We start from the raw sequence: 24,976 nt of genomic DNA on the forward strand, positions 1-24,976 counted from the left end.
TCAATTTCAAATTCCATAAATGCAATCATGCGAGGGGGCTCATGCTTGATGACTTGGCCTTGTTTGTCGCCATCGTGGAGGCCGGCAGCCTGCATGCTGCGGCCGTCAAGGAAGACTTGCCCGCCGCTACCGTCACGCGCCGGCTGCAAAAGCTGGAAGGCCAGCTGGGCTACCGCTTGCTCAACCGCAGTGCGCGCCGTTTGCAACCGACGGCGGAAGGCTGGCAATACTACGAGCAGTGCCGCCCCCTCGTGCATGCGTTGCGCCAAGCGACGCAGCAGCTCGATGCCAGCCTGTCGGCCGTCTCGGGCTGCATCCGCGTACTGGCACCGGTGAACTTTGCCAGCGGCTTGCTCACGCCCGCCTGGGTCAGCTTCATGCAGCAGTACCCGGATATCCGCCTGGAGCTGGAATTGTCGAATCTGCTGCAAGATCTGGTCAGTAGCGGCGCCGACCTGGCCATCCGCGTCGGCGCGCTCGACGATTCCTCGCTGATGCAGCGGCGCCTGGGCAGCGCCGCGCTGGTGATGGTGGCTGCGCCGGCCTATCTGGCGCGTGCAGGCGTACCGCGCGACTTGCAAGAACTGTCACTGCACCAGTTGATCGTGGCCGAGCCGCTGCGCACTTGGCGTTTGCGGCGGCCAGGCGATGGCGCCGAGATGCTGATCGAACCGCAGGCGCGCCTGCGCGTCAATGAAATGCGCCTGGCTGTGGAAATGGCGGACGCGGGTATCGGCATCTTGCTGTGTCCGCTTCTGCAATGTCGCGATGAAGTCGCTAGAGGCAGCCTTGTGCGTGTGCTGCCCGACTGGATGCCGCAGCCGCGCCATGTGTATGCCGTGTGGACCCAGCGGCGCTACCTGCCGGCCCGCGTGCGTGTGCTGCTCGAGCACTTGGTGGCGTTTGCGGCGGACAACCCGTTGTTGAACGCAGCATTGCTGAGGCATGAGGCCGTCTTGCCCTCACCGTCTCCACTTTGACATACCGAGCTCTTGTACTTTTTGCCAGGATCGCGTTAAGATAAAGCTTGTTCGCTTGCCAATTCGGCAATCTGGTGTTTTTACGCGCAATACGTCCCTATCCATGAGAGTAGCAATGAAATATCTGATCGTCCCTTTTTTGCTGGCCATGGGTGGCTGTGAAGTTTTGTATGACGCGAACCGGGACAAGATCGGCGAGTATTGCAACAGCCTCAATAATTTTGACGACCGCAATGCCTGCCGCAAGCGCAACCAGACCAGCTACCAGCAATACGTGCAGCAGCGCGACCAGGTGAAAAAGAGCAAGAGCGACCAGTAAGCTCGCCGCCGCATACGCCGTATAAAAAATAAACGCCGCTGATGAGTGAACTGACCCCGTAAAGTTGGACGGTTAAGTTTGTTAGGCGGCCAAGGGCTGGGTTCTGTATTGCACGGGACTCAGCCCTTTTAGTTTCATCTTAATACGGTCGTGATTATAGTAGTGAATGTATTTCTTGATGCCGGTTTGTAGCTCTTCGACGCTGCTGAATTTGTTCAGGTAAAAGAACTCCGATTTCAGCACTGCGAAGAAGCTCTCCATTGCCGCGTTATCGAGGCAGTTGCCCTTACGCGACATGCTTTGCACAACGTGCTTGTTCCGCAACGCCCGCTGATACGCAGGCATTCGGTATTGCCATCCCTGGTCCGAATGAAGAATGGGGTTCTCGCCCGCTTTAAGCTTCGCCAGCGCCTTCTTGAGCATGACACCCACCAGTTCGAACGCTGGCCGCCTGGCGGTCTCAAATGCAACGATTTCGCCGTTGTACAAGTCCATCACCGGAGATAGATACAGCTTCTCGCCAGAGACATTGAATTCCGTCACGTCGGTGACCCATTTCTGATTGGCGCATGGTGCATCAAATTGCCGCTTCAGAACGTTAGGGGCAGCGTGGCCTACTTCGCCTTTGTACGAACGGTATTTCTTTGGCCGCACCAGTGACTTGAGACCGAGCTTGCCCATCATGCTTTGAACGGTCTTGTGGTTGACCTTTTCGCCCAGCTGCCGAATCGCCGCTGTGACCCTCCGATAGCCGTAGCGCCCCTTATGGAGGGCAAAGATGATGCCAATCTGCTTTTTCAGTTCCTGATGCTTGTCGCAGACCTGCGCCGCCTTCTGTTGATAGTAAAAAGTGCTGCGCGCCAAGCCGGCCAGCTTGAGCAGGCCAGCCAGGGGAAAGTGCTGCCTTAGTTCAATAATTACTTGCGCTTTTTGCGTGCTGTCGCCTGCGGTAGCTGCTGTGATTGAACTAAGGCCCGCAACTTTTTTAGGTAGGCCACCTCCATGCGCAACTGATTCACCTCTGCGACCAACTCCTCGTGGGTACGCTCTGAATCATTAACGGGCAAAGATGGCTTTGTGTCTGGAGGGCTGGGCATTTTCGTGGGTCTGCCACGGCGACGTGGCATGAGGGCGTCTATACCGCCCGTATGATAGCAGCGCTCCCATACGCCCACGGCGGCATGATGCCGAATATTGAAAACTGCAGCAGTCTTGCCATAAGACAAGTCATTGGCCCACATATGTTGCAATACCGAAAGCTTGAAGTCTGCATCATAGTGGCTGAACTTCTTTCGCAAGCCGTCCTCACCATGCTGGCGAAATAGTCCCACCCACTTGCGAACCATGGAGTAAGGAACACCATGCTGGTTCGCCAAGAATTGGAAACCACTCGCGCCGGCAAGGTATTGCTTGACCACTGCCAGCTTGAACTGTTCTGCGTACTTCGACATGAAAAACCCCAATAGGTTGGTGTCCAACTTATTGGAGTCAGTTCATGAGTCAGCGGCGTTTTGCTTTGCTGGCCCCGGCCTTGCGGTCGGGGCTGGCGCCGCATCAATCGTCGGCGTAGATGTTGTTATCCTTCGTTTCCTTGACGAACAGGGTGCCGATCACGACAGTGGCCAGGGCCACGACGATCGGATACCAGAGGCCGTAATAGATGTCGCCCTTGAAGGCCACCAGTGCGAAGGCCGTGGTCGGCAGCAAGCCGCCGAACCAGCCATTACCCACATGGTAAGGCAGGGACATCGAGGTGTAACGTATACGCGTGGGGAACATTTCCACCAGCATGGCGGCGATCGGACCGTACACCATCGTCACATACAGCACCAGGATGAACAGCAGCAAGACGACCATCGGCTTGTTGATCTGGTCCGGATTGGCTTTCGCAGGGTAGCCCGCTTCCTTGATGCCGGCGCCGATTTCTTTCTTGAGTACCACTTCGCGGGCCTTGCTGTCGGCATCGAAGTTCAGGCCATCGGCCGTCATGACGGCATTGAACGAGGCAAATTCCTTTGCCCCGATGCGCACCTTGGCGATTGAGCCGGCCGGTGCGTCTTCCTTCGTGTAGTTCACCGAGCTGTTCGACAGGAAGCCTGTGACGATGTCGCACGACGAGGGGAACTTCTTGGTTCCGGTCATGTTGAACTGGAAGTGGCAGGAAGCAGGATCGGCCACCACCACCACGGGCGAGTTCTTCAGTGCCGCTTCCAGCTGCGGATTGGCAAAGTGGGTCAAGCCGTTGAAGATGGGGAAGTAAGTCGCTGCGGCAATCAGGCAGCCGCCGAGGATGATGTACTTGCGGCCGATGCGGTCGGACAGGCCGCCGAAGAACAGGAAGAACGGCGTCGCCAGCAGCAGGGCGATGGCGATCAGCACGTTGGCCGTTGCCAGGTCCACTTTCAGGGTCTGGATCATGAAGAACAGGGCGTAGAATTGGCCCGTGTACCAGACGACGGCCTGGCCGGCGGTCAGGCCGATCAGGGCCAGGATGACGATCTTCAGGTTTTTCCACTTGCCGAATGCTTCCGTCAGCGGCGCTTTCGAGGTCTTGCCCTCGGCTTTCATCTTGGCAAACGCCGGCGATTCATTCATGGCCAGGCGGATCCACACGGAAATACCGAGCAGAAGGACGGAGACCAGGAAGGGAATACGCCAGCCCCACGCTTCGAAATCCTTCTCGCCCGTGGCCAGGCGGGTGCCCAGAATGACCATCAGCGACAGGAAGAAGCCCAGCGTTGCCGTGGTTTGTATCCATGCTGTGAACGCGCCGCGCTTGCCTTCAGGCGCGTGCTCGGCCACATAGGTCGCCGCGCCACCGTATTCGCCGCCCAGCGCCAGGCCTTGCAGGATGCGCAGGATGACGAGGATGATCGGTGCGGCGATGCCGATGGACGCATAGCCCGGCAGCAAGCCGACGATGAAGGTGGAGCCGCCCATGATCAAAATGGTGATCAGGAAGGTGTACTTGCGGCCTATCATGTCGCCCAGGCGGCCAAAGACCAGCGCGCCGAATGGACGCACGATGAAGCCAGCGGCAAACGCTAGCAGCGCAAAGATGAAGGTGGTGGTGGGGTCGCCGATGAAAAATTGCTTGGCGATGATGGATGCGAGCGAACCGTACAGATAAAAATCATACCATTCAAAGACGGTGCCGAGCGAGGATGCAAAGATGACCTTGCGTTCTTCGGGTGTAATCGGCGTTCCCTTGCTGGAAAATTTCCGTACGTCGGCTGAGCCGGATGGTGTTGCCATGGTTTGTCTCCCTATGTTTTATAGTGAACCATTGCCGTAGTCTTTTTGACCATTCTTGCAATGGCTGGGTTGGAGTTTGTGCCCCGAACCTTACGCCATGCTTGCTTGAAACTTACGCCAAACTTACAAATTATTATCTGTCATAGCTTTGCGAACGACCGTACTTAAATGTGCTATTCTGCTTTCGAAGACTTTATGATGAAGCACATAATATTTCCACAAGGAGACACAGCATGAATGAAGCCGTCATCGTTTCGACCGCCCGCACGGGCCTGGCCAAGTCCTGGAAGGGCGCGTTTAATATGACGCACGGCGCTGCCCTGGGCGGCCATGTACTGGCCGCTGCCGTCGAGCGCGCGCGTATCGAGGCCGCCGAAGTGGAAGACGTGCTGGTCGGCTGCGCCTTCCCGGAAGGCGCCACGGGTGGCAATATCGCGCGCCAGGTCGCCTTGCGCGGCGGCTGCCCTGTCACGACGGCGGGCATGACCGTAAACCGCTTTTGCTCGTCGGGCTTGCAGGCGATCGTCCTGGCAGCGCAGCGCATCATTGCCGGCGAAGGCGATATCTATGCGGCCGGCGGCGTCGAGTCGATTTCCTGCGTGCAAAATGAAATGAATACGCACATGGCGCGCGATGTCTGGCTGCAGCAGCACAAGCCGGAAGTGTACTGGCCCATGCTGCAGACGGCTGAAACCGTGGCCAGCCGCTACCAGATTTCGCGCGAGCGCCAGGATGCGTATGGCGTGCAAAGCCAGCAGCGCGCTGCCGCAGCCCAGGCGCGCGGCCTGTTCGACGCAGAAATCGTGGCAATGCGCACCATCATGGGCGTGGCCGACAAGGACAGTGGCATGTTGGTGTCGCGCGAAGTGACGATCTCTGCCGATGAAGGCATCCGTGCCGACACCACCTATGAAGGCGTGGCCAAGAATCGTTCGGCCATGCCGGGCGGCGTCATCAGCGCCGGCAACGCCAGCCAGTTTTCCGACGGCGCTTCGATGGCCATCGTGATGAATGCGAAAGTGGCGCAAGCAAAACGATTGCAGCCGCTGGGCGTCTTCCGCGGTTTTGCCGTGGCCGGCTGCGAACCCGATGAAATGGGCATCGGCCCCGTGTATGCGATTCCGAAACTGCTGAAAAAGGCGGGCTTGACGGTGGCCGACATCGGCCTGTGGGAACTGAACGAAGCGTTCGCCGTGCAAGTGCTGTATTGCGCCGATACCCTGGACATCCCCATGGATCGCCTGAACGTGAACGGCGGGGCGATTGCCGTCGGCCACCCGTATGGCGTGTCGGGCGCACGCCTGACGGGCCACGCCTTGATCGAAGGCAAGCGCCGCGGTGTCAAATACGTGGTGGTAACCATGTGCATCGGCGGCGGGCAGGGCGCGGCCGGCCTGTTTGAAGTGCTGTGATGTGGTGTTAAGTTAGTCTGCGGGCGGCTTTCAGGGCCGCCCGTTTGCGTTGCTTTCCCTGTTTCTGCAAGGCGCGCCAATAGCGGTTACAGTCATGCTTCATTTATAGATAAGCAGCCTGCCACCATGATCAAGCATATTATTTTCTGGAAACTGTTAGACCACGCCGAAGGTGCCGACCGCGCCACCAACGCCTTGAAATTGAAAGCCTTGCTCGATTCCTGCGCCAAGCTGGTGCCCGGCATCTTGAAATTCGAGGCAGTCATTGCCCAGCCGGGGCTGGAGGCCACCTATGACCTCGTGCTGTATAGCGAATTCGCCAGCCGCGCAGCGCTTGATGCCTATCAGAACCATCCCGAGCACGTCAAAATCAAGCCATTTTTCGCCGCCGTGCGTGAAGCGCGGCAATGCATGGATTATGAAGTGTGAAAACCCGTTAACTCCAAAGCGAAGGGCTGGGGTCAGTCGCTTCGCGATCGGAATGCGGCCCACTGGGACGCATTCCCCCGGCGGCTCTGACCCTAATGCCGTTAAGTTAGTGTTAGTGATGCTATTTGTAGCCCAAGAACAAGGACTGGGGTCGGACCCGGCGGGTCCGACCCCAGCTCTTGCTTCACGGGCTAAATTTTAAACTTCACCCAAAACAGGATCTCATATGACCACCTACCAACGCATCGTCCTCGCCTCGCGCCCAACGGCCGAAGTGCAGCCAGATAACTTTCGCCTGGAAACGGCGGATATTCCCGCCATCACGGATGGCCAGTTGCTGGTACGTAACCAGTTCCTTTCGCTCGATCCGTATATGCGCGGGCGCATGAGCGAGGGTAAAAGCTATGCGGCGCCGCAAGCTTTGAATGAAACCATGATAGGCGGCACGGTCGGCGTGGTACTCGAATCGCAGCATCCGACGTTTGCCGTCGGCGATACGGTAGTCGGTACCTTGGGCTGGGCTGAAGTGGCCGTCTCCGATGGCAGCATGCTGCGCAAGGTCGACACGACGCACATTCCTGCCTCGGCCTACCTGGGCGCTGTCGGCATGCCCGGCATGACGGCATGGTATGGCTTGAACCAGATCATGGCGCCGAAGGCGGGCGAAACGGTGGTCGTGTCGGCCGCCAGCGGCGCCGTCGGCAGCGTCGTCGGGCAGTTGGCGAAATTGAAAGGCTGCCGCGTGGTCGGCATTGCCGGCGGCGCGCAGAAATGCCGCTATGTTGTCGAGGACCTCGGTTTCGATGCCTGCATCGACTACAAGGCCGGCAATCTGGCGGCAGACCTGGCGGCAGCCACGCCGGACGGCATCGACGCCATCTTTGAAAACGTGGGCGGCGCCATCTTCGACGCAGCCCTGGCGCGCACCAATGCGTTTGGCCGCGTGGCCATCTGCGGCTGGATCGCCGGCTACAACGGCGAAGCGACGCCGCTCGACAATGCGCGCTTCATCCTGACCAACCGCCTGAGCGTGCGCGGCTTTATCGTCTCCGAGCAGCCGCAATGGTGGACGCAGGGCTTGAGCGAACTGGCTACCTTGGTGGCGACGGGCAAGCTGAAGTTCCGCGAATCCGTGGCCGATGGCCTGGCCAGCGCGCCCGAGGCCTTCATCGGTCTGTTGCAAGGACGTAACTTCGGCAAGCAGTTGGTGAAGCTGGGCTGATTCTCGTCTGTCGGGCGGGCCGTGCGATAATCGCGGCCTGTCTCTGTCTGTTTTTAGCCCCAACCTCTAGCCCCAACCTCTAGCCCCAACCTCTAGCCCCTACCTCTAGTCCCTACCATGACCAAGCACACCATCCGCCTCGGCGACTGGGCCACTCTGGGCCCTGACGCTACCGCCATTCGTTTTGAAGTGTTCGTCGATGAACAGAAAGTGCCGGCCGAGATCGAACTCGACGACATGGACGCGGTCTGCCTGCACGCCGTCGCTGTTGACGCTGCCGGCAACGCCATCGGCACGGGCCGTCTATTGCCGGATGGCCATATTGGCCGCATGGCCGTGCGCCAGCCGGGCCGCGGCACGGGCGTGGGCGGCGCCATTTTGACCGCGCTGATGGACCAAGCCCGCGAACGCGGCGATGCAGCGGTGGTGCTGAACGCGCAAACCGTGGCCGCGCCATTCTATGCGCGCCACGGTTTCTTGCCGCAGGGAGAGCAGTTTGAAGAGGCGGGCATAGCGCATGTGGAAATGCGGCTGGTGTTCCAGGCTATTGTCGGATTACGCGCGTAGCGCTAATCGGACCTACGACGTCAACGGTGGGTCGGGTTAGCGCGCAGCGCGTAACCCGACACCACCAGCACAATCAGTTCTGCGCGTGCGACTGGCGCCATCTGTCGAGAATCACGGCCAGCACGATTACCACGCCTTTCGCCACATACTGCCAGAACGATGACAGGCCCAGGATGGTCAAGCCATTATTCATCACGCCGATGATCAGCGCGCCGATGACCGTCCCCCAGACGGAACCGACGCCGCCCATCAGGCTGGTGCCGCCGAGCACGACGGCTGCGATGGCGTCGAGCTCATAGCCGGTACCCCAATTGCCGTTGGCCGCGTACAAACGGCTGGCCGACATCGCGCCACCGAGGCCCGCGAACAGGCCGCTGATGGTGTAGACAAACATCAATACGAAGCCCACCTTGATGCCCGTCAAACGGGCTGCCTGGATATTGCCGCCGACAGCGTAAATATGCAGGCCCAGCGTCGTCTTGCGCAGGATAAACCAGGTCAGCAGCACTACCGCTGCGGCCAGCCAGATCAGCCAGGGAATGGTCAGGAAGCTGCCGTTGCCCATCCATTCGAAGCTGGGGATTTCCGTATTCAGCACGCTGGTGCCGTCGGCCAGCAGGTAGGCTGCGCCGCGCAGGGCCGTCATGGTGCCCAATGTCACCACGAAAGGATTGAGGCCGACGAGCGCCACCAGCACGCCGTTGAGCGCGCCCAGCAGCAGGCCGACGATCAAAAAGGTGGGGATAGAGAAGCCGGCGAACTGCGCCGACAGCGACATCAGCATGCCCGCCACGGCCGAGACGGCCAGCACGGAGCCGACGGACAGGTCGATGCCGCTGGTCAAAATAACGAAAGTCATGCCGGACGCCAGCACGATGTTGATCGACACCTGGCGGAAGATGTTCATGGTGTTATTGCTGGTCATGAAGGTCGACGTGCCGTCGGCCGAGAAATACACGGTCAGGCCGTACATGGCCAGGTAGAGTACGACCAGCACGGGCAGCATGCCCAGGCGGCGCATCAAGTTCGAGGCATTGAAGGGTTCGCTGGCGCGCGCGGCGCCGCTGGTGGTACTCGTTGTCATGCTCTATCTCCTGAATGATTATTCTAATGCGTACTCTTATGCCGCTTCCAGCTCGGTGGCGTAGGCAAGGATGTTTTCCTGCGTGATGTCGTCGCCCGTCACTTCGCCCGTCAAGCGTCCCTCGCACATCACCATCACCCGGTCGCAGATGCCGACCAGTTCGGCCAGTTCGCTGGATATGCACAATACGGCCGTGCCCGCATCCGCCAATTGGTGGATGATCTTGTAAATTTCACTCTTCGCGCCCACGTCCACGCCGCGTGTCGGTTCATCGAGTATCAACACTTTCGGTGCGATTGCCAGCCAGCGCGCCAGCAACACTTTCTGCTGGTTGCCGCCAGACAATCCCCCCACGATGCCGTCCGGCCCCGACACTTTCACGTTGAGGTTGGCAATCGCCTCGCGCGTGAGCTGCGTCAGGGCGCCACGCTTGAGCACGCCCGCCGTGGCATGTTTGTCCAGGATGTTCATCGACATGTTTTCCATGGCCGACAATTGCATGAACAGGCCCAGGCTCTTGCGGTCTTCCGGCAGGTAGCCGATGCCGTGGCGTATCGCCGTCAGCGGCCGCTGGATATGCACTTCCTCGCCGTCGAGCCACACTTGCCCCGATTGCTTCTTGTCGGCGCCAAAGATCAAGCGCGCCAGTTCTGTGCGGCCCGCGCCGACCAGGCCGGCCAAGCCCGTCACTTCGCCCGCATGCAGGGAAAACGAGGCAGGCTTGACCTTGCCGCCGCCCACGTTTTCCACGCGCAAGCGCTCGGGACCACGGCTGCTGCGCCGCTGGTGTGCATAAAAGTCGTCGGCGGGACGGCCCACCATCATTTGCACGACTTTCTTTTGATCCAGCTCATCCTTGCCCAACTCGCCCACATAGGCGCCGTCGCGCAGCACCGTGATACGGCGTGCCAGGCGTTCCACCTCGGCCATGCGGTGGCTGATATACAGCACGGCCAGGCCCTTGTCGCGCTGTTCTTCGATGATGCGGAACAATTGTTCGGTTTCCCGGTCGGACAGGGCGGCAGTGGGCTCGTCCATGATCAGGATGCGGCTTTCGTGCACCAGGGCGCGGGCGATCTCTACCTGTTGCTGCTCGGCAATCGACAGGGTCGACACCATGGTGTCTGCGTCGAAGCGGGAACCGAGGTCGGCCAGGATGGCATTCGTGCGCGCACGCATTTCGCCGCCCTTGACGGTCCAGAACGGTCCTTGCGGTTCGCTGCCCATGAAGACGTTTTGTGCCACCGTCATGTTCCTGGCCACGCTCAATTCCTGGTAAATCAGGTTGATGCCCAGCGCGCGCGCCTCGCCCGGGTTGCGGATCTTGATCGGCTTGCCGTCGAGAATGATTTCACCTGCGTCCGGCGTGTACACGCCCGAAAGGATTTTCATCAGGGTGCTCTTGCCGGCGCCATTTTCGCCCATTACGGCATGGATTTCGCCGCTGCGCACCGTCAGGTGCACGCCGCGCAGCGCACGTGTGGCACCAAAGCGCTTCTCGATGCCGCGCATTTCAAAAATAATATCGTCGCTCATGACTGTCCTCGCTTGCTGGTGAAACTGCTGCCCGCCACCGGCACAGGTCGGGGCGGACAACACGTGGTTCAGGTCAGGCAGCTCAGTTTTTTACCCAGCCCGTGTAAGTGGCGACGTTTTCCTTGGTGATGGCCGGCGTCGGCAACAGCACCATGCTTTGCTTCGGCGTGCGCCCGTTCATGATGTCGTAACCCATCTGCACGGCGTCGGTAGCCATGCGGTAGGGGTTTTGCGCCGCAGTGGCGGCAAACAGCCCGGCCTTGTTTTTCAACGCATTCTGGGCATCGGGTGCGCCATCGACGGCCGTGATCAGCTTCACGTCCGTACGCTTCGATTGCTTGATCGCCAGTTCGGCGCCGATGCCCGTCGGGTCATTGATGGCGAACACCGCGTCGATCTTCGGATGCGCCGTCAGCAAGTTCGACATCACGGTCATGCCGCCATCGCGGCTGCCGTTCGCGTTCTGGTTGTCGGACAGGATCTTGATATCCTTGAATGCGGCCAAGGTTTTCTTGCAGCCATTCACGCGGTCGATGACGGAAGTGACCGGTGGGCCATTGAGGATGACCACATTGCCCTTGCCGCCGATCTGCTTGGCCAGGTAGGCGCACGACACGTCGCCGGCCATGGTGTTGTCGGACATCACGGTGGCCGATGCGCCCACGGCGCCCACGTCGACGGCGATCACGACGACGCCCGCATTGCGCGCTTTCTTGATGGCTGGCGCAATGCCTTTGGAATCGACAGCGTTCACGATGATGATGTCGGTCTTGTTGGCGATGAAGTTTTCAATCTGGTCTACCTGGGTGTTCAAGTCATACTTGCTCGACACTGTGGTGACCTTCACGCCAGGGCCACCGAGTTTTTTCGCGCTTTCTTCCGCGCCGCGGCCGATGGCGACAAAAAACGGATTGGCCAGGTCGCCCACGCTCACGCCGATCGATTTCAATGGCTTGTCGGCAGCAAAGGCGCTGCAGGCGGCGGACAGCAGCAAGGTGGCGGTAATGACTTTTTTCATGAGAATCTCCAAGGTTTTTATTGTGAAAAGCGATTGGTGCTACGGGTGAAAACTTGATTGTTGCCTTAATGTATAGCCTTGATTCATAGCCTCAATACATAGCCTTAATGGCTGCGCAACTGTTCAATCATGGCGTCCAGCTTGCCTGCATCGATGGCAAAGCCGCGTATGCCTTCGGCCAGCTTTTCGCTTGCCATCGCATCGTCATTCAAGGCGTAGCGGAAAGCCGCCTCGTCGTAAGCGACGGCTGGCTGCGCCGCGCCCAGGTCCATGCCCAGCGCGCGCTCGAACGGTACGCTGGACGCTTCCAGCTGGGCCAGCAAGTCCGGGCTGATGGTCAGCAAGTCGCAGCCGGACAAGGCCGTGATCTGCCCGACGTTGCGGAAGCTGGCGCCCATCACTTGCGTGGTGATGCCATGTTGCTTGTAATAATTGAAGATGCGCGTGACCGATTGCACGCCGGGATCGTTAGACAGGCTGCGCGCCGCTTCGTCCCAGGCCGCGCCCAAGGATTTTTTGTGCCAGTCGTAGATACGGCCGACGAAGGGCGAAATCAGGCGTACTTTTGCGTCGGCGCAGGCGACCGCCTGGCAAAACGCGAACAGCAGGGTCAGGTTGCAAAAGATGCCCTCTTTTTCCAGTTCGCGTGCCGCCTGTATGCCTTCCCAAGTGGCGGCGATCTTGATCAGCACGCGCGCGCGCGGGACGCCGGCTTGCTCGTACAGGGCGATCAAACGGCGCGCCCGGGCCACGCTGGCGGCGCGGTCAAAGCTCAAGCGGGCGTCGACTTCGGTCGACACGCGGCCCGGCACGACTTTTAATATTTCCAGGCCGAAGCGTACCAGCACGGCATCGACGATATCGGCCAGCGAGGCATTTTTATGGGCAGCAACCGTGCTTTCCAGCAAGGGCGCGTAAGCGGGCTGCAGCACGGCTTTCAAAATCAGCGACGGGTTGGTGGTGGCATCTTGCGGCGCGAAGCGGGCCAGTTGCAAGAAGTCACCGGTGTCGGCGACGACGGTGCTGTATTGTTTCAGTTGCTGCAGTTGAGCATGTTCAGGCATTGCTGCTTATCCTTTGCTGAGTTGGTGCAAGGCTTGTACGGCGGGAAACAGGCTACGGTAGCGCGCGTAGCGCAGGCTCAACGCAGCGCTGTGCGCGGCATCGGGCAGGAAAGTGTTTTTGACGGGCAAGCCCTGCGCCAGCAGGCTGGTGTCGCCGATGGCGGCAAAGCCCAGCTTGGCCGCGCCCAGGCTGGCGGACAGTTCGCTGTTATGCAAGGTGCGCATCTCGCGTCCCAACACATTGGCCAGCAATTGCGCCCAGTACTGGCTGCGCGCGCCGCCACCCACCAGCATGCAGTGGGGCACCACGGCACCGGTCGAGGTGACAGCTGCCATGGCGTCGCGCAAGGCGAAGGCCACGCCTTCGAGCACGGCGTAGCCGAGCTGCGCCGGCGTGCTGTCGTGGCCCAGTTGCAAGAAGGCGCCGCGCACTTGCGGGTCGTTGTGCGGCGTGCGCTCGCCCGACAGATAAGGCAGGAACAGGGGCGCGGATGGCGCGCTGGGCGCATCGAGCGGCAAGTGTGCTTCGACCAAGGCCAGCAAGGCTGCCTCGTCGGGCTGGCCCAGCACGCTAGTGGCCCAACGCAAGCAGCTGGCGCCCGACAAAATCGCGCCCATCGCGTACCAGCGCCCGGGCAGGGCGTGGCAAAAGCTGTGCACGCCGCTGTCGGGCTTGCCCAAAGGTTCTTCGGTGACGGAAACGATGGCGGCGCTGGTGCCCAGGGAAATAAAACTGTCACCGCCATTGACGGCGCCGATGCCCACGGCCGAGACGGGGTTATCGCCGCCACCACCGGCCACCACCACGTCCAGGGGCAAGCCCAGTTGCTCGGCGATGCTTGCCAGCACCTTGCCCGTGGCCGCATCGCCTTCGGCCAGCGCCGGCATCTGTGCCAGCGTCAGGGCGCAGGCGCTCAGCATGGGGGCAAACCAGGCACGCTTGGCTTCGTCCAGCCACAGGGTGCCGGCCGCGTCGGACATATCCGTCAGTTTGATCCCCGTCAGGCGCAGGCGTAGATAGTCTTTCGGCGACAGCACGCAGGCGATGGCTGCAAACGCGGCTGGCTCGTGCTTTTGCAGCCACAGCAGTTTTGGTGCCGTCAAGCCTGCCATCGGCAGGCTGCCCGTGATGTCAGCGTAGGCCGGATAGTCGCGCGCCAGTGAGGCGGCCTCGGCTTCGGCGCGGGCATCGTTCCACAGGATGGCCGGGCGGATCACGGCGTCATGCGCGTCGAGCAGCACGGCGCCATGCATCTGGCCCGACAGGCCGATGCAGGCGATGCGCGCATAGTCCTGCGGCCAGCTGGCGCGCAGCTGGCCCAGCGCGATGATGCAGGCGGCCCACCAGTCCTGCGGCGCTTGTTCCGACCAGCCCGCTTGCGGGCGGTGCACGTCGAGGCGCACGCAAGCCTGGCCGCGCACGCTGCCCGTGCTATCCATCAGCACGGTTTTCAGTTCGGAGGTACCAAGGTCGATACCGAGGGAAATCGCTGGATGCATATTGTTTTACGCTAAAAGGTCAGGGGCAGCCGCAGGAATTGCGCACGCGCAAGGTCGGCGACAAACGCTGCACGCGCTGGGCGCGGTCTGGGTTGGCGATACGTTCGATCAACAGGTCGACGGCCATGGCGCCCAGCTCTTCGAGCGGCTGCGCCATTACCGTCAGGCGCGGGCTGAAGTAATCGGCCCAGTCGAAATCATCGAAACCGGCCAGTGCCACGTCTTGCGGCACAGCAATGTGCGCGTCGCGCAAGGCGTGCATGGTGCCGATGGTCATCAGGTTATTGCCCGCCACGATGGCGGTCGGGCGCTGCCCCGGTGGCAAGGCCAGCAATTCGCGCGTGGCCGCGCCGCTACGCTCCAGCTTGGAGTCGCCCGAGCGCAGCAGCGCGGGGTCAAAAACGATATTGGCCTGTTGCAAGGCCAGGCGGTAGCCCTCGATGCGCTCGTGTGTCGTGGACAAGCCCGGTGCGCCACTGATGAAGCCGATGCGGCGGTGACCGTGGGCAACTATCAGGTGCTGCACCAGTTGCGCCATGGCGGCGATGTTTTCCACCCCCACCTGGTCGAACGGCTGGGGCGACATGCGGTCGACCAGCACGGAAGCGATTTTGTTGTTGTTCAGATAGTCGAGCGTGCGGTTGTGCGCCTCGCCCGAGGGCGCCAGCACGATGCCGTCAACCCGGCGTTGGTGCAAATTGTGCACCACCTTGAGTTCCTGCGCGGGATCGTCATGCGTATCGGAAAACAGCATCATCAAGCCGTGGCGCGTACAAGCGGCTTCGATGGCGCGCACGGTCTCGCTGAAATAATGATTGGTGAATGCAGAAATGGCCACGCCGATAGTGCCCGACGAGGAGCCGGCCAGCGCGCGCGCTAACATGTTCGGCACATAGCCGATCTGCTGCATGGCCGCGTTGACGGCGGCAACGGTTTTTGGGCTGACCTTGCGGGTGCCGTTGAGTACATGCGAAACGGTCGACAACGATACGTCCGCCGCCCGCGCGACATCTTCCATAGTGGCCATACTGTCTCCGGATGTATTTTTTATTGTGTACTGCGATAACGAGCGGCTGTATCGCCGCGTATGAATCTATCGTAAAAAAATCCAGATGTATTTTTATCCATCTGTGCTGCGATTGGTCGCGGCTGTGTCGTTGCGTATGAATCTATCGTAAACAAAAGAAAGCGCTTGCGCAAGCGCTTTCTTTTTCTGCGCGCAAGCGTTTTAAGCAGTGATTGGAGGGTAGTGCCGAGGAAGTCGTGGCGGTATTTGGGGTCTGACCCGGCGGGTCAGACCCCAGAGGGGCTTACTGAATTACCAGCTCATGCAATTCGCCGGGTGAGTTCGGGAACAGTTTCACGACAGTGGAAGTGCGCGTGCCATAGCCCGGCGTTTCGATACAGACGGCCGATAGCTCGCGCTCGAGGTCGATCGGCACGCCGGTGTCGGGCAAGCGGAAGTCGGGCGCGCGCGTGGTGTCGGCCAGCATGTCGAAATACGCATCGTCGGGCGCGCCCTGGCATAGCAGGCTGGCGAACTGGGCCTTGGTCTTCAGCACTTTCGGCCACGGCGCATCGAGCAGGGCGTTCGACAAGCCATAGATGCCCGGTTGCAACGGTTGGCCATTGCGCGCATCGTCATCGCCCCGATTGGAGAGCCAGATCAGCGTATGCGCGTCGCCCAGCACCAGATTAAAACCGTTGTAGGCTTTGCATCCGGGACGAATTTGCGCGATGTAATCTTGCGGCGACAGCGTGCCGGCAAGATAGTCCGCCACCAGGGCGCCGCGCGAGGGGGCGTCCGGGTTGCGCTCTTGCGGGCTACGGATATTGGTGATGGCGGCAAAGCGCGAGCTGCCGCTGCCGGCCTGGGTGATACCCATCCAGCTGCCACCAGCTTGCAGGTCGCGGCCCGCATACACTTGCGGGTGTTCCGCCCAAGCGCCGGCGGGGGCGCTGGCGCGTGCATAGAATTCATCGCGGTTGGCGGCGGCAATCAGCGGGATGTGCGGATTGACTTTCCAGGCAAAAACGATCAGGCACATGGAGGTAAATCCATGAATACTTCCGTATGGCGCGTACCGGCCGTGAGGGCCAACAAGCCCGCCGCGGCGGCAGCAGCAGCGAGCTGTTCGGCAAAACCTTCGCCGACCACGGGGTAGATTTCCATCCACGTCTGCAAGCCATCCTTCACTTCCGGCCGGCGCTTGATCTGTGGCGCCACGCCGGACGCGGCCGCCAGCTTGGCTTGCATGGCGCGCACGCGCGCCTCCAGCGCCTGGGCGTGTGCTTCGCTTACTTGGTAGTAAATGTATAAATCTTTCATGGCATTCTCACAAGTCGAGTGCGTCGAGCGCATAAGGCATGGGCAGGAAATGCACGGACACGCCCTGGGCCGAGCCGTAGCGCACGGCGCCGGCTGCGCTTGAACCCTCGGCGATCGCGCCCAACTTCATTTCAACGAGGGCGTCGATGCCACCGTTGCCGTTAGGCGCGGTGTTGACGAGCATGCCGCAAGGCTGCTCCGGGTCGCTGACGGCGAACAGTTCGCCGCCGGCTACTGCCGCCGCATCATCAATGCTGACGAGGGTGGTGCGGCGCTTGAGCTTGCCCAGGTACTGGCTGCGCGCGACGATTTCCTGGCCCGGGTAGCAGCCTTTCTTGAAATTGACGCCGCCCAGCAGCTCAAAGTTGACCATTTGCGGCACGAATTGCTCTTGCGTGGCCGCCGTGATTTGCGCGATGCCGGCATGAATTTCCGACAAACGCCAGCTATCGTTGCCGCCTTTGTGCAAGGACGCGGCCAGCTGCGGCCACACCTCGCACGCCGTGGCGGCAGAGGTCAGCCACTCATAGCGGGCGCTGCCGCATGCGTCGGCCACGCGCAGCAGGGTGCCCAGTGCATGTTCGACCTTGCTGAACGGCGTGGCGGGCAAGCTGCTGAACCAGGTGGACAGAGCCGCGCCCGCTTGCTTGCCACCGAGTCCCAGGATGACCTGATTCGCTTCATCGGCGCAGGCATCGTGCAGCTTCGCCTTGGCGCGCAGCACGAACATTTGCAAGCGCTTCTGGATGGCTGGCTGTATGCTGCGCGGCAATTGCAGATAAATGGTGGTGGCGTTGCGCCACATCAGGAAACTGGCCAGCAAGCGGCCCTTGGGCGTGCAGTAGCCGGCCAGGCGTACTTGCTCCTGGCTCAGGTGCTCCACGTCGTTGGTCAGCTGGGCGTGCAGGAAACTGGCTGCGTCGTCGCCGCTCAGGCCGATCAAGCCCTGGTCCGTGATGGCCGCGACAAAACCTTCTTGCAGCTGGGACACTGACAGGGACTGGCCAAAATCGGCGATGGGGGCGGCAGTGGTGGCGACGCCGGTGAGCACAGCGCCGCTGTCGGGCGTGCCATCGAGGGTAGCGGAGCGGGCGCCTTGTGCCGTTAAAAATTGATTCCAGTTATTCATAATTTCCATTAGATCAGCGATTAAGCATTATCATTACGGCTTCATTATAGTGATCTCGCGCAAATTGCGTCGGCAGCGGCAAAATTGCCAGTGATCGAGCCGCTTTGCGCGCACTTTGTTCACAAATGAACGAGCATAACAAGCGGGCGCTGTTTGCCAGCGCCCGCATCACAAGAATCGGAACAATGGCTTTCTTTAAAAAACTTGTAGTCAGTTCGCTCATCGCCGCCATCGGCGTCGGTGCTACTTTTGTGTACTGGGCGCAGCAACCGATCACTGCGCAAGGCGAAGCGATCGCGTTTACGATCACGCCCGGCAGCGGCGCGCATGCGGCCGGCCAGCAGATCGCGGACGCTGGCGTGCCCATTGTGCCCATCCTGTTCAACATGCTGGCGCGTATCGAAGGCAAGACCTCGAAGATCAAGGCTGGCTCCTATGAGTTGAAGCCGGGCACCACGCCGCAGCGTTTGATCACGCAGCTGGTACGCGGTGAATTTGCGCAGGAGTCGCTGACCATCATCGAAGGCTGGACCTTCAAGCAGATGCGCTTGGCGATGGCCAGCCACGCGGGCCTCAAGCACGATACCGTGGGCTTGTCCGACAAGGAACTGATGGCGAAAATCAGCCCGGAATACCGCTTGCCGGAAGGCTTGTTCTTTCCCGATACCTATCTGTTTGCCAAGGGCGCCAGCGAAATGCAGATTTTCAAGCAGGCGCACACGGCCATGATCGCTCGCCTGTCCGAAGCGTGGGATAAGCGCGATCCGGCCCTGCCCTATAAAAACCCGTACGAGGCGCTGATCATGGCGTCCATCGTGGAAAAGGAAACGGGGCAAAAGTCGGAGCGCGCCATGATCGCCGGCGTCTTCGTCAACCGCCTGAAAACAGGCATGCTGCTGCAGACCGACCCAAGCGTGATCTATGGCATGGGTGATAATTTCCACGGCAAGATCCGCAAACGCGACCTGGAAGCGGACACCCCGTACAATACCTACACGCGCGGTGGCTTGCCGCCCACGCCGATCGCCTTGGCTGGTGCCCAATCGCTGACGGCGGCGCTGGCGCCGGCCCGCACGCAGGCACTGTATTTCGTCGCGCGCGGCGACGGCACCAGCCAGTTTTCGACCAACCTGCCCGAGCATAACCGCGCCGTGAACCAGTATCAGCGGTAATTGCCGGCATTCATTATCATCAAAGTAAGAGTTTCATGACACAACACTATCAAGCCCGCTTCATTACCTTCGAAGGCATTGATGGCGCGGGCAAGTCGACGCATATCGGCTTTGTCGCCGACTACCTGCGCCAGCGCGGCGTACGCCTCGTGTCGTCGCGCGAGCCGGGCGGCACCAGCCTCGGTGAAAAGCTGCGCGAACTGCTGCTGCATGAAAAAATGCACCTGGAAACGGAAGCCTTGCTGATGTTCGCCAGCCGCCGCGAGCATATCGCGCAAGTCATCGCACCTGCTCTGGAACGCGGCGAGTGGGTTATTTCAGACCGCTTTACCGATGCCAGCTTCGCCTACCAGGGCGGTGGCCGGGGCATGGACTTGCGCAAGATGGAAGCGCTGGAAACGTGGGTGCATCCGCATCTGCAGCCCGACCTGACGTTCCTGTTCGACGTGCCTTTGGCCGTGGCTAGAGCCCGCCTGGACGCCACGCGCACGCTCGACAAGTTCGAGCAGGAGCGATCGGAATTTTTTGCCGCCACGCGCAACGAGTACCTGCGCCGCGCGGCGCAGTTCCCTGAACGCCTGCGCATTATCGATTCCACGCAAAGCATCGTTGACATTCAAGTCCAGCTCGCGCAATTGCTTGATGTTCTGCTTGAGCAAAGTGCTTGAGCCAGGCCTTGCAAGGCGTGGATTTGAAAGAAGATGAATAAAAGAAGATGAATAAAAGAAAATGATATGACCAGCTCTCTCTATCCCTGGCAACAGGATGCCTGGCAGCAATTGCAAGCCTTGCGTCCGCGCATGCCGCACGCCATTTTGTTCCATGGCGCGCAAGGCATCGGCAAGGCCGATTTCATCGAGCATTTCGCGCAAGCCTTGCTGTGTGAAGACGTGCGCGCGGACGGCCATGCCTGCGGCGCGTGCGCCTCGTGCGGCTGGTTCAGCCAGGGCAACCATCCCGACTACCGCCGCGTGCGTCCGGAAGCACTGGAAGACGAGGTAGCCGATGACGGCGAAGACGGTGAGGGGACAAAGAAAAGCGCCAAGACCAAAACGCCGTCGAAAGACATCAAGATCGAGCAAATCCGCAACCTGGCCGACTTCATGAACATTTCCACGCACCGCCAAGGCTTGCGCGTGGTGGTGCTGTACCCGGCCGAGGCGCTCAATACGCCGGCCTCGAACGCCTTGCTGAAAACTTTGGAAGAGCCGCCGCCGGGCACCTTGTTCCTGCTGGCATCGAATAGCCTGGACCGTTTGCTGCCGACCATCCTCTCGCGCTGCAGGAAATTTGCCTTGCCCATGCCCAGCCACGCGCAGGCCTTGACCTGGCTCAAGGAGCAAGGCTTGAACGATGCCGACAGCTGGCTGCGCGAGCAGGGTGGTGCACCACTGGCTGCGCTGGCGCAGTCCGAGTCGGGTGGCCGCGAGGAAACGGAGCAGTTGCTGCAAGTGCTCGCTAATCCCGGTGTGGAAGCGGCCCTGAAGGCGGCCGATAAATTGCAAAAGGCGCCATTGGCGCCGCTGGTGGCGTCCTTGCAGCGCTGGCTGTACGATGTGTTTTGCGTCAAATTGTCTGGCACCATCCGCTACTATCCGCGCCACCGGCGCGAGCTTGAAGCGCTGGCTGCACGCATCAACGTCAGCCGCTTGATGGCCGCCATCAAGGCAGCCAACGAGCGCCGGGCGATTGCCGAGCATCCCCTGTCGCCCAAGCTGTTCCTGGAAGACATGCTGCTCGACTATGCATCAAGTTGCCAATAGAATCAAACCCTTGCGTTGCCAAGTTAAGCCAGATTGTTTAGTTCTTGAGGCGCCAGTCATGGCTTAGCCGCAGGCGCGCGTGCAACTGCGGTATTGCACTTCACACGCTTGCTGGCGTTCGGCGCGCCGGGTGCGGAAGGCCTGGGCTTGCGTCGGCTGCAACTGCTGCGACTGTGCTCGCGTTTCGCCGCTTGCGGCAACGTAGGGGTTGCTGCTGGGCTTCATCGACAGCAGCGGGTTGGTGTCGTCTTCTGTTGCTTGCTGCACTTGTGCGCGGCAATCCTGGCGCGCCGACGCACACATGGGTGCGCACAAGCCCGCCACGGGGCTGGCCTTGGGGGCGTCGCGCCGGTCTTGCGCTTGTGCTTGTGCTTGCGTTTGCACTTGCGCATGCGTAGGCGTCGTCACTGCCAGGCAGGCGAGTAATATCAAAGGGCCGGCAAATTTCAGCATCAACACTCTCCACGTTTCCGCGCGCAACCCCATGGCGGCACATCGGCCATCCACTATACATCTTGATAACTCTTTTTGCCTAGCGCGTCGTACTGTTTGCCCGGCCCGGCGCCATGCCAAGTGCCAGGTCGAGGCTTGCCCGCTGCTGTAAAACGGGCCTGTAGCGGCGCATGAGCAGTTCGTCGCGCTATCGTTCGTGTGGGCGCGGGTGCCCTGGCAGCCTGCGGCAGGGCAATAGGCGCGAACCGGTACCAGATCAGCGATAATATCGGCATGCCAACCACCGTATTTACTTATGCGCGACATAATTGCTGGATTTTTACGCTTCCAAAAAGATGTTTTCCCCACGCGCCGTGCGCTGTTCAAGACGCTGGCCACGGGACAAACCCCCAAGGCTTTGTTCATTTCCTGTTCCGACAGCCGCATGGTGCCGGAACTGGTGACCCAGCGTGAGCCCGGCGAGCTCTTCGTTATCCGCAACGCCGGCAACATCGTGCCTTCGTATGGTCCCGAACCGGGCGGCGTGAGCGCCACCGTGGAGTTTGCCGTGTCGGCCTTGAACGTCAGCGACATCGTTATTTGCGGCCATTCCGATTGCGGCGCCATGAAGGCGATTGCCACCTGTGCCTGCCTGGATCACATGCCGGCCGTGCGCAGTTGGTTGCACCATGCCGATGCGGCGCGCATGATCAACGAATCGGTCGAGCATCCGACGGAACAGTCGCGCATTGACGGCATGGTGCGCGCCAACGTGGTGGCGCAACTCAATAACTTGCGCACCCATCCTTCGGTAGCCTTGGCCATGGCGCAAAACAAGCTGACCCTGCACGGCTGGGTGTACGACATCGAGAACGGCTCGCTCGATGCGCTCGACGAATCGAGCGGCAATTTCGTTGCGCTGGCACATCACCCTGCCTCGCAGCTGTAATCGACTGCAATCGACTGCAATCGACTGCAAGCGTGCGTAGCGCCTTGGCAGGGGATGGCGCAGCGTTTCCCCTGCCAGTTTTTGCACTCTCCGGTACAATCGTGCCCTATGTATATCGATTCCCATTGCCATATCAATTTCCCCGAGCTGGCTGCTCGCATGCCCGAAATTCTTGCCAAGATGGCCGAGAACAAGGTGACGCACGCCCTGTGCGTGTCGGTCGACTTGCCGGACTTTCCACAGGTGCTGGCCCTGGCCGAGCAGTATCCGCATATTTTCGCTTCCGTTGGCGTGCATCCCGACTACGAGGACACGCCTGAACCGTCCGTGGACGACCTGGTGCGCCTGTCCGACCATCCGAAAATCATCGCCATCGGCGAGACGGGCCTCGACTATTTCCGCCTGACGGGTGACCTGGAGTGGCAGCGCGAACGATTCAGGACCCACATCAAGGCCTCAAGAATCACGCGTAAGCCCCTGATCATACACACGCGGGCAGCCAGTGCAGACACCATCCGCATCATGCGTGAAGAGGGTGCTGGCGTGTCCGACGGCGGCGTGGCCGGCGTCATGCATTGCTTTACAGAATCACTCGAAGTGGCGCGCGCGGCCATAGCCATGGGTTTCTATATTTCCTTTTCCGGCATCGTCACCTTCAAAAGCGCGAAAGACTTGCAAGCCGTGGCCTTGGAAGTACCGCTCGAACGCATCCTGATCGAGACCGATTCGCCCTATCTGGCGCCCGTGCCTTTCCGTGGACGCATGAACGAACCCGGCTATGTGGCCCACGTGGCCGAGTATTTGTCGATCCTGAAAGGCATCCCGCTGGAGCAGGTGGCGCGTCAGACGACGGAAAATTTCTTCAAGTTATTTAGTCAACTGCCAGCACAATCAGCTGCAGTAACTTAATCAGCTGCAGTAACTTAATCAGCTGCAATAACTTTGTAAGGCTAAGCATGATGAAAAAACTCGTCCTGGCGCTGCTCTTGTGCTGCGCCACTGCCAGCCAAGCGGCGCCGGAGCCCGATGCCTTCTTCCGCGCCGTCTCTGTCAACAATGTCAGTGGCGTGCGCAGCATGCTGGCCGAAGGCATGAATCCGAACCAGCTGGACGCGCAGCGCGGCGACATTGCGCTCGTGCTGGCCCTGCGCGATGATGCGGACAAGGTCTTCAAGCTGCTGCTCGATACGCCCGGCATCGACATCGACGCGCGTTCTGCGAATGGCAACACGGCGCTGATGATGGCCGCTTACATGCACAAGCAAGACGCCGTGCAAGCCCTGCTGGCCAAGGGCGCCAAGGTCAATCAGAGCGGCTGGACGGCGCTGCACTATGCGGCTGCGGCCGGCGACTTGCCCAGCATGAAGATTTTTCTGCAGCGCGACGCCGTGCTCGATGCGCGCGCGCCTGCCAACATCACGCCGCTGATGTTTGCCGCCCGCGAAGGGCAGGAAGACGCCGTCAAGCTGCTGCTATCCTGGGGCGCGGACGCCAGTGTGAAGAGCGACCACGGCTGGACGGCGACGCAGTTCGCCCAAGCCGCCGACAAGCCCGGCGTGGCGGCCATCATCGCAGCGGCGCAAAAGGCGCGCGCCGCGCGTAATTGATCTTTCTAGCAATATTTTCCATGCCAGCGCCGAAACTGGCATGGAATTGCCTCTCACCTCAGCCCTTTGTTCTCCCTGCCTATTAACGATAATGATCTTGTCGCATTAATCAGGAGATTTTTTGCATGGGCACTAAAGCCAATCCCAGGCGCCGGCTGCTGTGTTGCCGCCCCTCACGCAGCCCGTGCGATATCACTGCTTTCTGGAATGACAAAACCGATAGGCCATCGGAGCCAGACTCCAAGAGGACAGACATGCTGAATGAACGAGAAATCGAGAGTTGTTACCTGGGGCAATTTATCCCCGTCCATTATCACCACAATATGTTGATGGATCAGAACCGTATGCACGGCTTCAAGTCGGCGATCGATTACGCGGTGAAACCCGGCATGAAGGTGCTGGAACTCGGTGGCGGTACCGGTGTGCTGTCGTGGTTCGCCGCCGCGCGCGCCGACAAGGTCTGGTGCGTGGAGTTCAATCCGGACATGGTCAAGGAAGCGCGCAAGATGCTCGCGCTCAATTCGAACGGAGAAAAAGTCGAAGTCGTCCACGCGGATGCCTTCGAGTACCTGCCGCCCGAACCCGTCGATGTGGTCATTTGCGAAATGATCCATGTGGGCATGCTGCGTGAAAAGCAGGTGGAAGTGATCGAATCGTTCAAGCGCCGCTACCTGGCCCGCTTTGGCGGCCCGCTGCCCATCTTCCTGCCTGAAGCCGTTATCATGGCCGTGCAACCGATGCAGCAGGAATACGATTTCGAAGGCTTTTATGCACCCATCGTGCAATTCCAGGAAACCACGGCCATCCATCCGGGCGTGCAGGAACTGGCAGCGCCGTCCGTGTACAGCATCATCGACTTCAGCCAGCCCACGGATAGCGTGTTCGGCTTTGACGGCAAGTTTGTCGTCGAGCGCAGCGGTACGCTGAACGCCTTGCGTTTCGTCACCAAGAACATCCTGGCCGTCGTACCCGAGCGCTCGAGCACCATCGACTGGCTGAATCACTACATGTGTTTGCCGTTGGCCACGCCGGTGTCCGTGAAGGCTGGCGACGTGCTGCAAGTGAGCTTCCAGTACCGCGCGGGCGGCTCGATACCCTCGCTGGAAGCGTCGATCCGCGCGCAGGTGATTTACGATGTCAATCTGCAGCCCGCGACGCAGAACGCCGTCTACGCCTGAATGCTTGTGTAACGGTGTTGTCGGGCTTGCC

General features: G+C 60.4%; 24 protein-coding genes and 1 pseudogene. 13 read left to right on the plus strand and 12 right to left on the minus strand.

The window, feature by feature from the left end:
* The first annotated feature begins 41 nt into the window (after nucleotides 1-41).
* Both H4V96_RS10220 and H4V96_RS10225 read left to right on the plus strand, forming a co-directional pair.
* Nucleotides 42-980: a LysR family transcriptional regulator gene (locus tag H4V96_RS10220; RefSeq protein WP_196856631.1), complete on the plus strand. Its 939-nt coding sequence runs from the start codon at nucleotides 42-44 to the stop codon at nucleotides 978-980.
* A gap of 115 nt (nucleotides 981-1,095) precedes the next feature.
* Complete coding sequence (locus H4V96_RS10225) at nucleotides 1,096-1,299, plus strand: hypothetical protein (RefSeq protein ID WP_010397974.1); 204 nt, start codon at nucleotides 1,096-1,098, stop codon at nucleotides 1,297-1,299.
* Between the two features lie 81 nt (nucleotides 1,300-1,380).
* Here the strand turns inward: H4V96_RS10225 and H4V96_RS10230 are convergent.
* Nucleotides 1,381-2,750: pseudogene (locus H4V96_RS10230) on the minus strand (IS3 family transposase).
* Between the two features lie 103 nt (nucleotides 2,751-2,853).
* Nucleotides 2,854-4,554 carry an MFS transporter gene (locus H4V96_RS10235; protein ID WP_196855817.1) on the minus strand — a complete coding sequence of 567 codons (1,701 nt, stop codon included), beginning with the start codon at nucleotides 4,552-4,554 and terminating at the stop codon, nucleotides 2,854-2,856.
* A 233-nt stretch (nucleotides 4,555-4,787) separates the two neighbouring features.
* Between H4V96_RS10235 and H4V96_RS10240 the strand changes: the two genes are divergently transcribed.
* From H4V96_RS10240 to H4V96_RS10255, 4 genes are all read left to right on the plus strand, one after another.
* Nucleotides 4,788-5,966 (plus strand): acetyl-CoA C-acyltransferase, encoded by a 1,179-nt coding sequence (locus H4V96_RS10240; protein ID WP_280720909.1) that lies wholly within the window; start codon nucleotides 4,788-4,790, stop codon nucleotides 5,964-5,966.
* A gap of 126 nt (nucleotides 5,967-6,092) precedes the next feature.
* Entirely contained in the window at nucleotides 6,093-6,395 is a 303-nt protein-coding gene (locus H4V96_RS10245; protein WP_196855815.1) for a Dabb family protein, read from the plus strand.
* A gap of 226 nt (nucleotides 6,396-6,621) precedes the next feature.
* A complete protein-coding gene (locus H4V96_RS10250) occupies nucleotides 6,622-7,617 on the plus strand; it encodes an NADP-dependent oxidoreductase (protein WP_280720910.1) in 996 nt (331 codons plus the stop codon).
* A 117-nt stretch (nucleotides 7,618-7,734) separates the two neighbouring features.
* Entirely contained in the window at nucleotides 7,735-8,184 is a 450-nt protein-coding gene (locus tag H4V96_RS10255; RefSeq protein WP_196855813.1) for a GNAT family N-acetyltransferase, read from the plus strand.
* Nucleotides 8,185-8,257: 73 nt separating this feature from the next.
* Here H4V96_RS10255 and H4V96_RS10260 read toward each other — a convergent pair whose 3' ends face one another.
* From H4V96_RS10260 to H4V96_RS10300, 9 genes are all read right to left on the minus strand, one after another.
* Nucleotides 8,258-9,268, minus strand: a complete 1,011-nt coding sequence (locus tag H4V96_RS10260; RefSeq protein ID WP_196855812.1) for a ribose ABC transporter permease — start codon at nucleotides 9,266-9,268, stop codon at nucleotides 8,258-8,260.
* Nucleotides 9,269-9,304: 36 nt separating this feature from the next.
* Nucleotides 9,305-10,804, minus strand: a complete 1,500-nt coding sequence (locus H4V96_RS10265; RefSeq protein WP_010397990.1) for a sugar ABC transporter ATP-binding protein — start codon at nucleotides 10,802-10,804, stop codon at nucleotides 9,305-9,307.
* A gap of 82 nt (nucleotides 10,805-10,886) precedes the next feature.
* Nucleotides 10,887-11,822 (minus strand): ABC transporter substrate-binding protein, encoded by a 936-nt coding sequence (locus tag H4V96_RS10270; RefSeq protein WP_196855811.1) that lies wholly within the window; start codon nucleotides 11,820-11,822, stop codon nucleotides 10,887-10,889.
* A 104-nt stretch (nucleotides 11,823-11,926) separates the two neighbouring features.
* Entirely contained in the window at nucleotides 11,927-12,886 is a 960-nt protein-coding gene (gene tal, locus H4V96_RS10275) for a transaldolase (protein WP_070347250.1), read from the minus strand.
* A 6-nt stretch (nucleotides 12,887-12,892) separates the two neighbouring features.
* A complete protein-coding gene (xylB, locus tag H4V96_RS10280; protein WP_196855831.1) occupies nucleotides 12,893-14,374 on the minus strand; it encodes a xylulokinase in 1,482 nt (493 codons plus the stop codon).
* 31 nt (nucleotides 14,375-14,405) lie between these two features.
* The gene (locus H4V96_RS10285; RefSeq protein ID WP_196855810.1) at nucleotides 14,406-15,413 is read right to left on the minus strand and encodes a LacI family DNA-binding transcriptional regulator; all 1,008 of its coding nucleotides are present in this window, start codon (nucleotides 15,411-15,413) and stop codon (nucleotides 14,406-14,408) included.
* Between the two features lie 283 nt (nucleotides 15,414-15,696).
* The gene (locus H4V96_RS10290; protein ID WP_070347252.1) at nucleotides 15,697-16,434 is read right to left on the minus strand and encodes an NRDE family protein; all 738 of its coding nucleotides are present in this window, start codon (nucleotides 16,432-16,434) and stop codon (nucleotides 15,697-15,699) included.
* The gene (locus tag H4V96_RS10295) at nucleotides 16,425-16,715 is read right to left on the minus strand and encodes a DUF4936 family protein (RefSeq protein WP_010398001.1); all 291 of its coding nucleotides are present in this window, start codon (nucleotides 16,713-16,715) and stop codon (nucleotides 16,425-16,427) included. Before H4V96_RS10295 ends, H4V96_RS10290 begins: the two co-directional genes overlap by 10 nt.
* Nucleotides 16,716-16,722: 7 nt before the next feature.
* The gene (locus tag H4V96_RS10300) at nucleotides 16,723-17,853 is read right to left on the minus strand and encodes a folate-binding protein YgfZ (protein ID WP_196855809.1); all 1,131 of its coding nucleotides are present in this window, start codon (nucleotides 17,851-17,853) and stop codon (nucleotides 16,723-16,725) included.
* A 176-nt stretch (nucleotides 17,854-18,029) separates the two neighbouring features.
* On the opposite strand from H4V96_RS10300, the gene mltG reads away from it, so the two are divergent.
* From mltG to H4V96_RS10315, 3 genes are all read left to right on the plus strand, one after another.
* Nucleotides 18,030-19,016, plus strand: coding sequence for an endolytic transglycosylase MltG (gene mltG / locus H4V96_RS10305; protein WP_196855808.1), 987 nt, complete (start codon nucleotides 18,030-18,032; stop codon nucleotides 19,014-19,016).
* A 35-nt stretch (nucleotides 19,017-19,051) separates the two neighbouring features.
* Complete coding sequence (gene tmk / locus H4V96_RS10310; protein WP_196855807.1) at nucleotides 19,052-19,684, plus strand: dTMP kinase; 633 nt, start codon at nucleotides 19,052-19,054, stop codon at nucleotides 19,682-19,684.
* 66 nt (nucleotides 19,685-19,750) lie between these two features.
* Entirely contained in the window at nucleotides 19,751-20,779 is a 1,029-nt protein-coding gene (locus H4V96_RS10315) for a DNA polymerase III subunit delta' (protein WP_280720912.1), read from the plus strand.
* 63 nt (nucleotides 20,780-20,842) lie between these two features.
* On the opposite strand, the gene H4V96_RS10320 is transcribed toward H4V96_RS10315, so the two are convergent.
* A complete protein-coding gene (locus tag H4V96_RS10320) occupies nucleotides 20,843-21,232 on the minus strand; it encodes a hypothetical protein (protein ID WP_196855805.1) in 390 nt (129 codons plus the stop codon).
* 295 nt (nucleotides 21,233-21,527) lie between these two features.
* Between H4V96_RS10320 and H4V96_RS10325 the strand changes: the two genes are divergently transcribed.
* From H4V96_RS10325 to H4V96_RS10340, 4 genes are all read left to right on the plus strand, one after another.
* Nucleotides 21,528-22,160 (plus strand): carbonic anhydrase, encoded by a 633-nt coding sequence (locus H4V96_RS10325; RefSeq protein ID WP_010398017.1) that lies wholly within the window; start codon nucleotides 21,528-21,530, stop codon nucleotides 22,158-22,160.
* A 108-nt stretch (nucleotides 22,161-22,268) separates the two neighbouring features.
* Nucleotides 22,269-23,069, plus strand: a complete 801-nt coding sequence (locus tag H4V96_RS10330) for a TatD family hydrolase (protein WP_196855804.1) — start codon at nucleotides 22,269-22,271, stop codon at nucleotides 23,067-23,069.
* 47 nt (nucleotides 23,070-23,116) lie between these two features.
* Entirely contained in the window at nucleotides 23,117-23,767 is a 651-nt protein-coding gene (locus tag H4V96_RS10335; protein ID WP_196855803.1) for an ankyrin repeat domain-containing protein, read from the plus strand.
* 254 nt (nucleotides 23,768-24,021) lie between these two features.
* Nucleotides 24,022-24,945, plus strand: a complete 924-nt coding sequence (locus tag H4V96_RS10340; protein ID WP_196855802.1) for a methyltransferase domain-containing protein — start codon at nucleotides 24,022-24,024, stop codon at nucleotides 24,943-24,945.
* The last annotated feature ends 31 nt before the right edge of the window (nucleotides 24,946-24,976 follow it).

The sequence above is a fragment of the Janthinobacterium sp. CG_23.4 genome (assembly GCF_029892305.1).
Taxonomy (GTDB): Bacteria; Pseudomonadota; Gammaproteobacteria; order Burkholderiales; family Burkholderiaceae_D; genus Janthinobacterium; species Janthinobacterium lividum_D.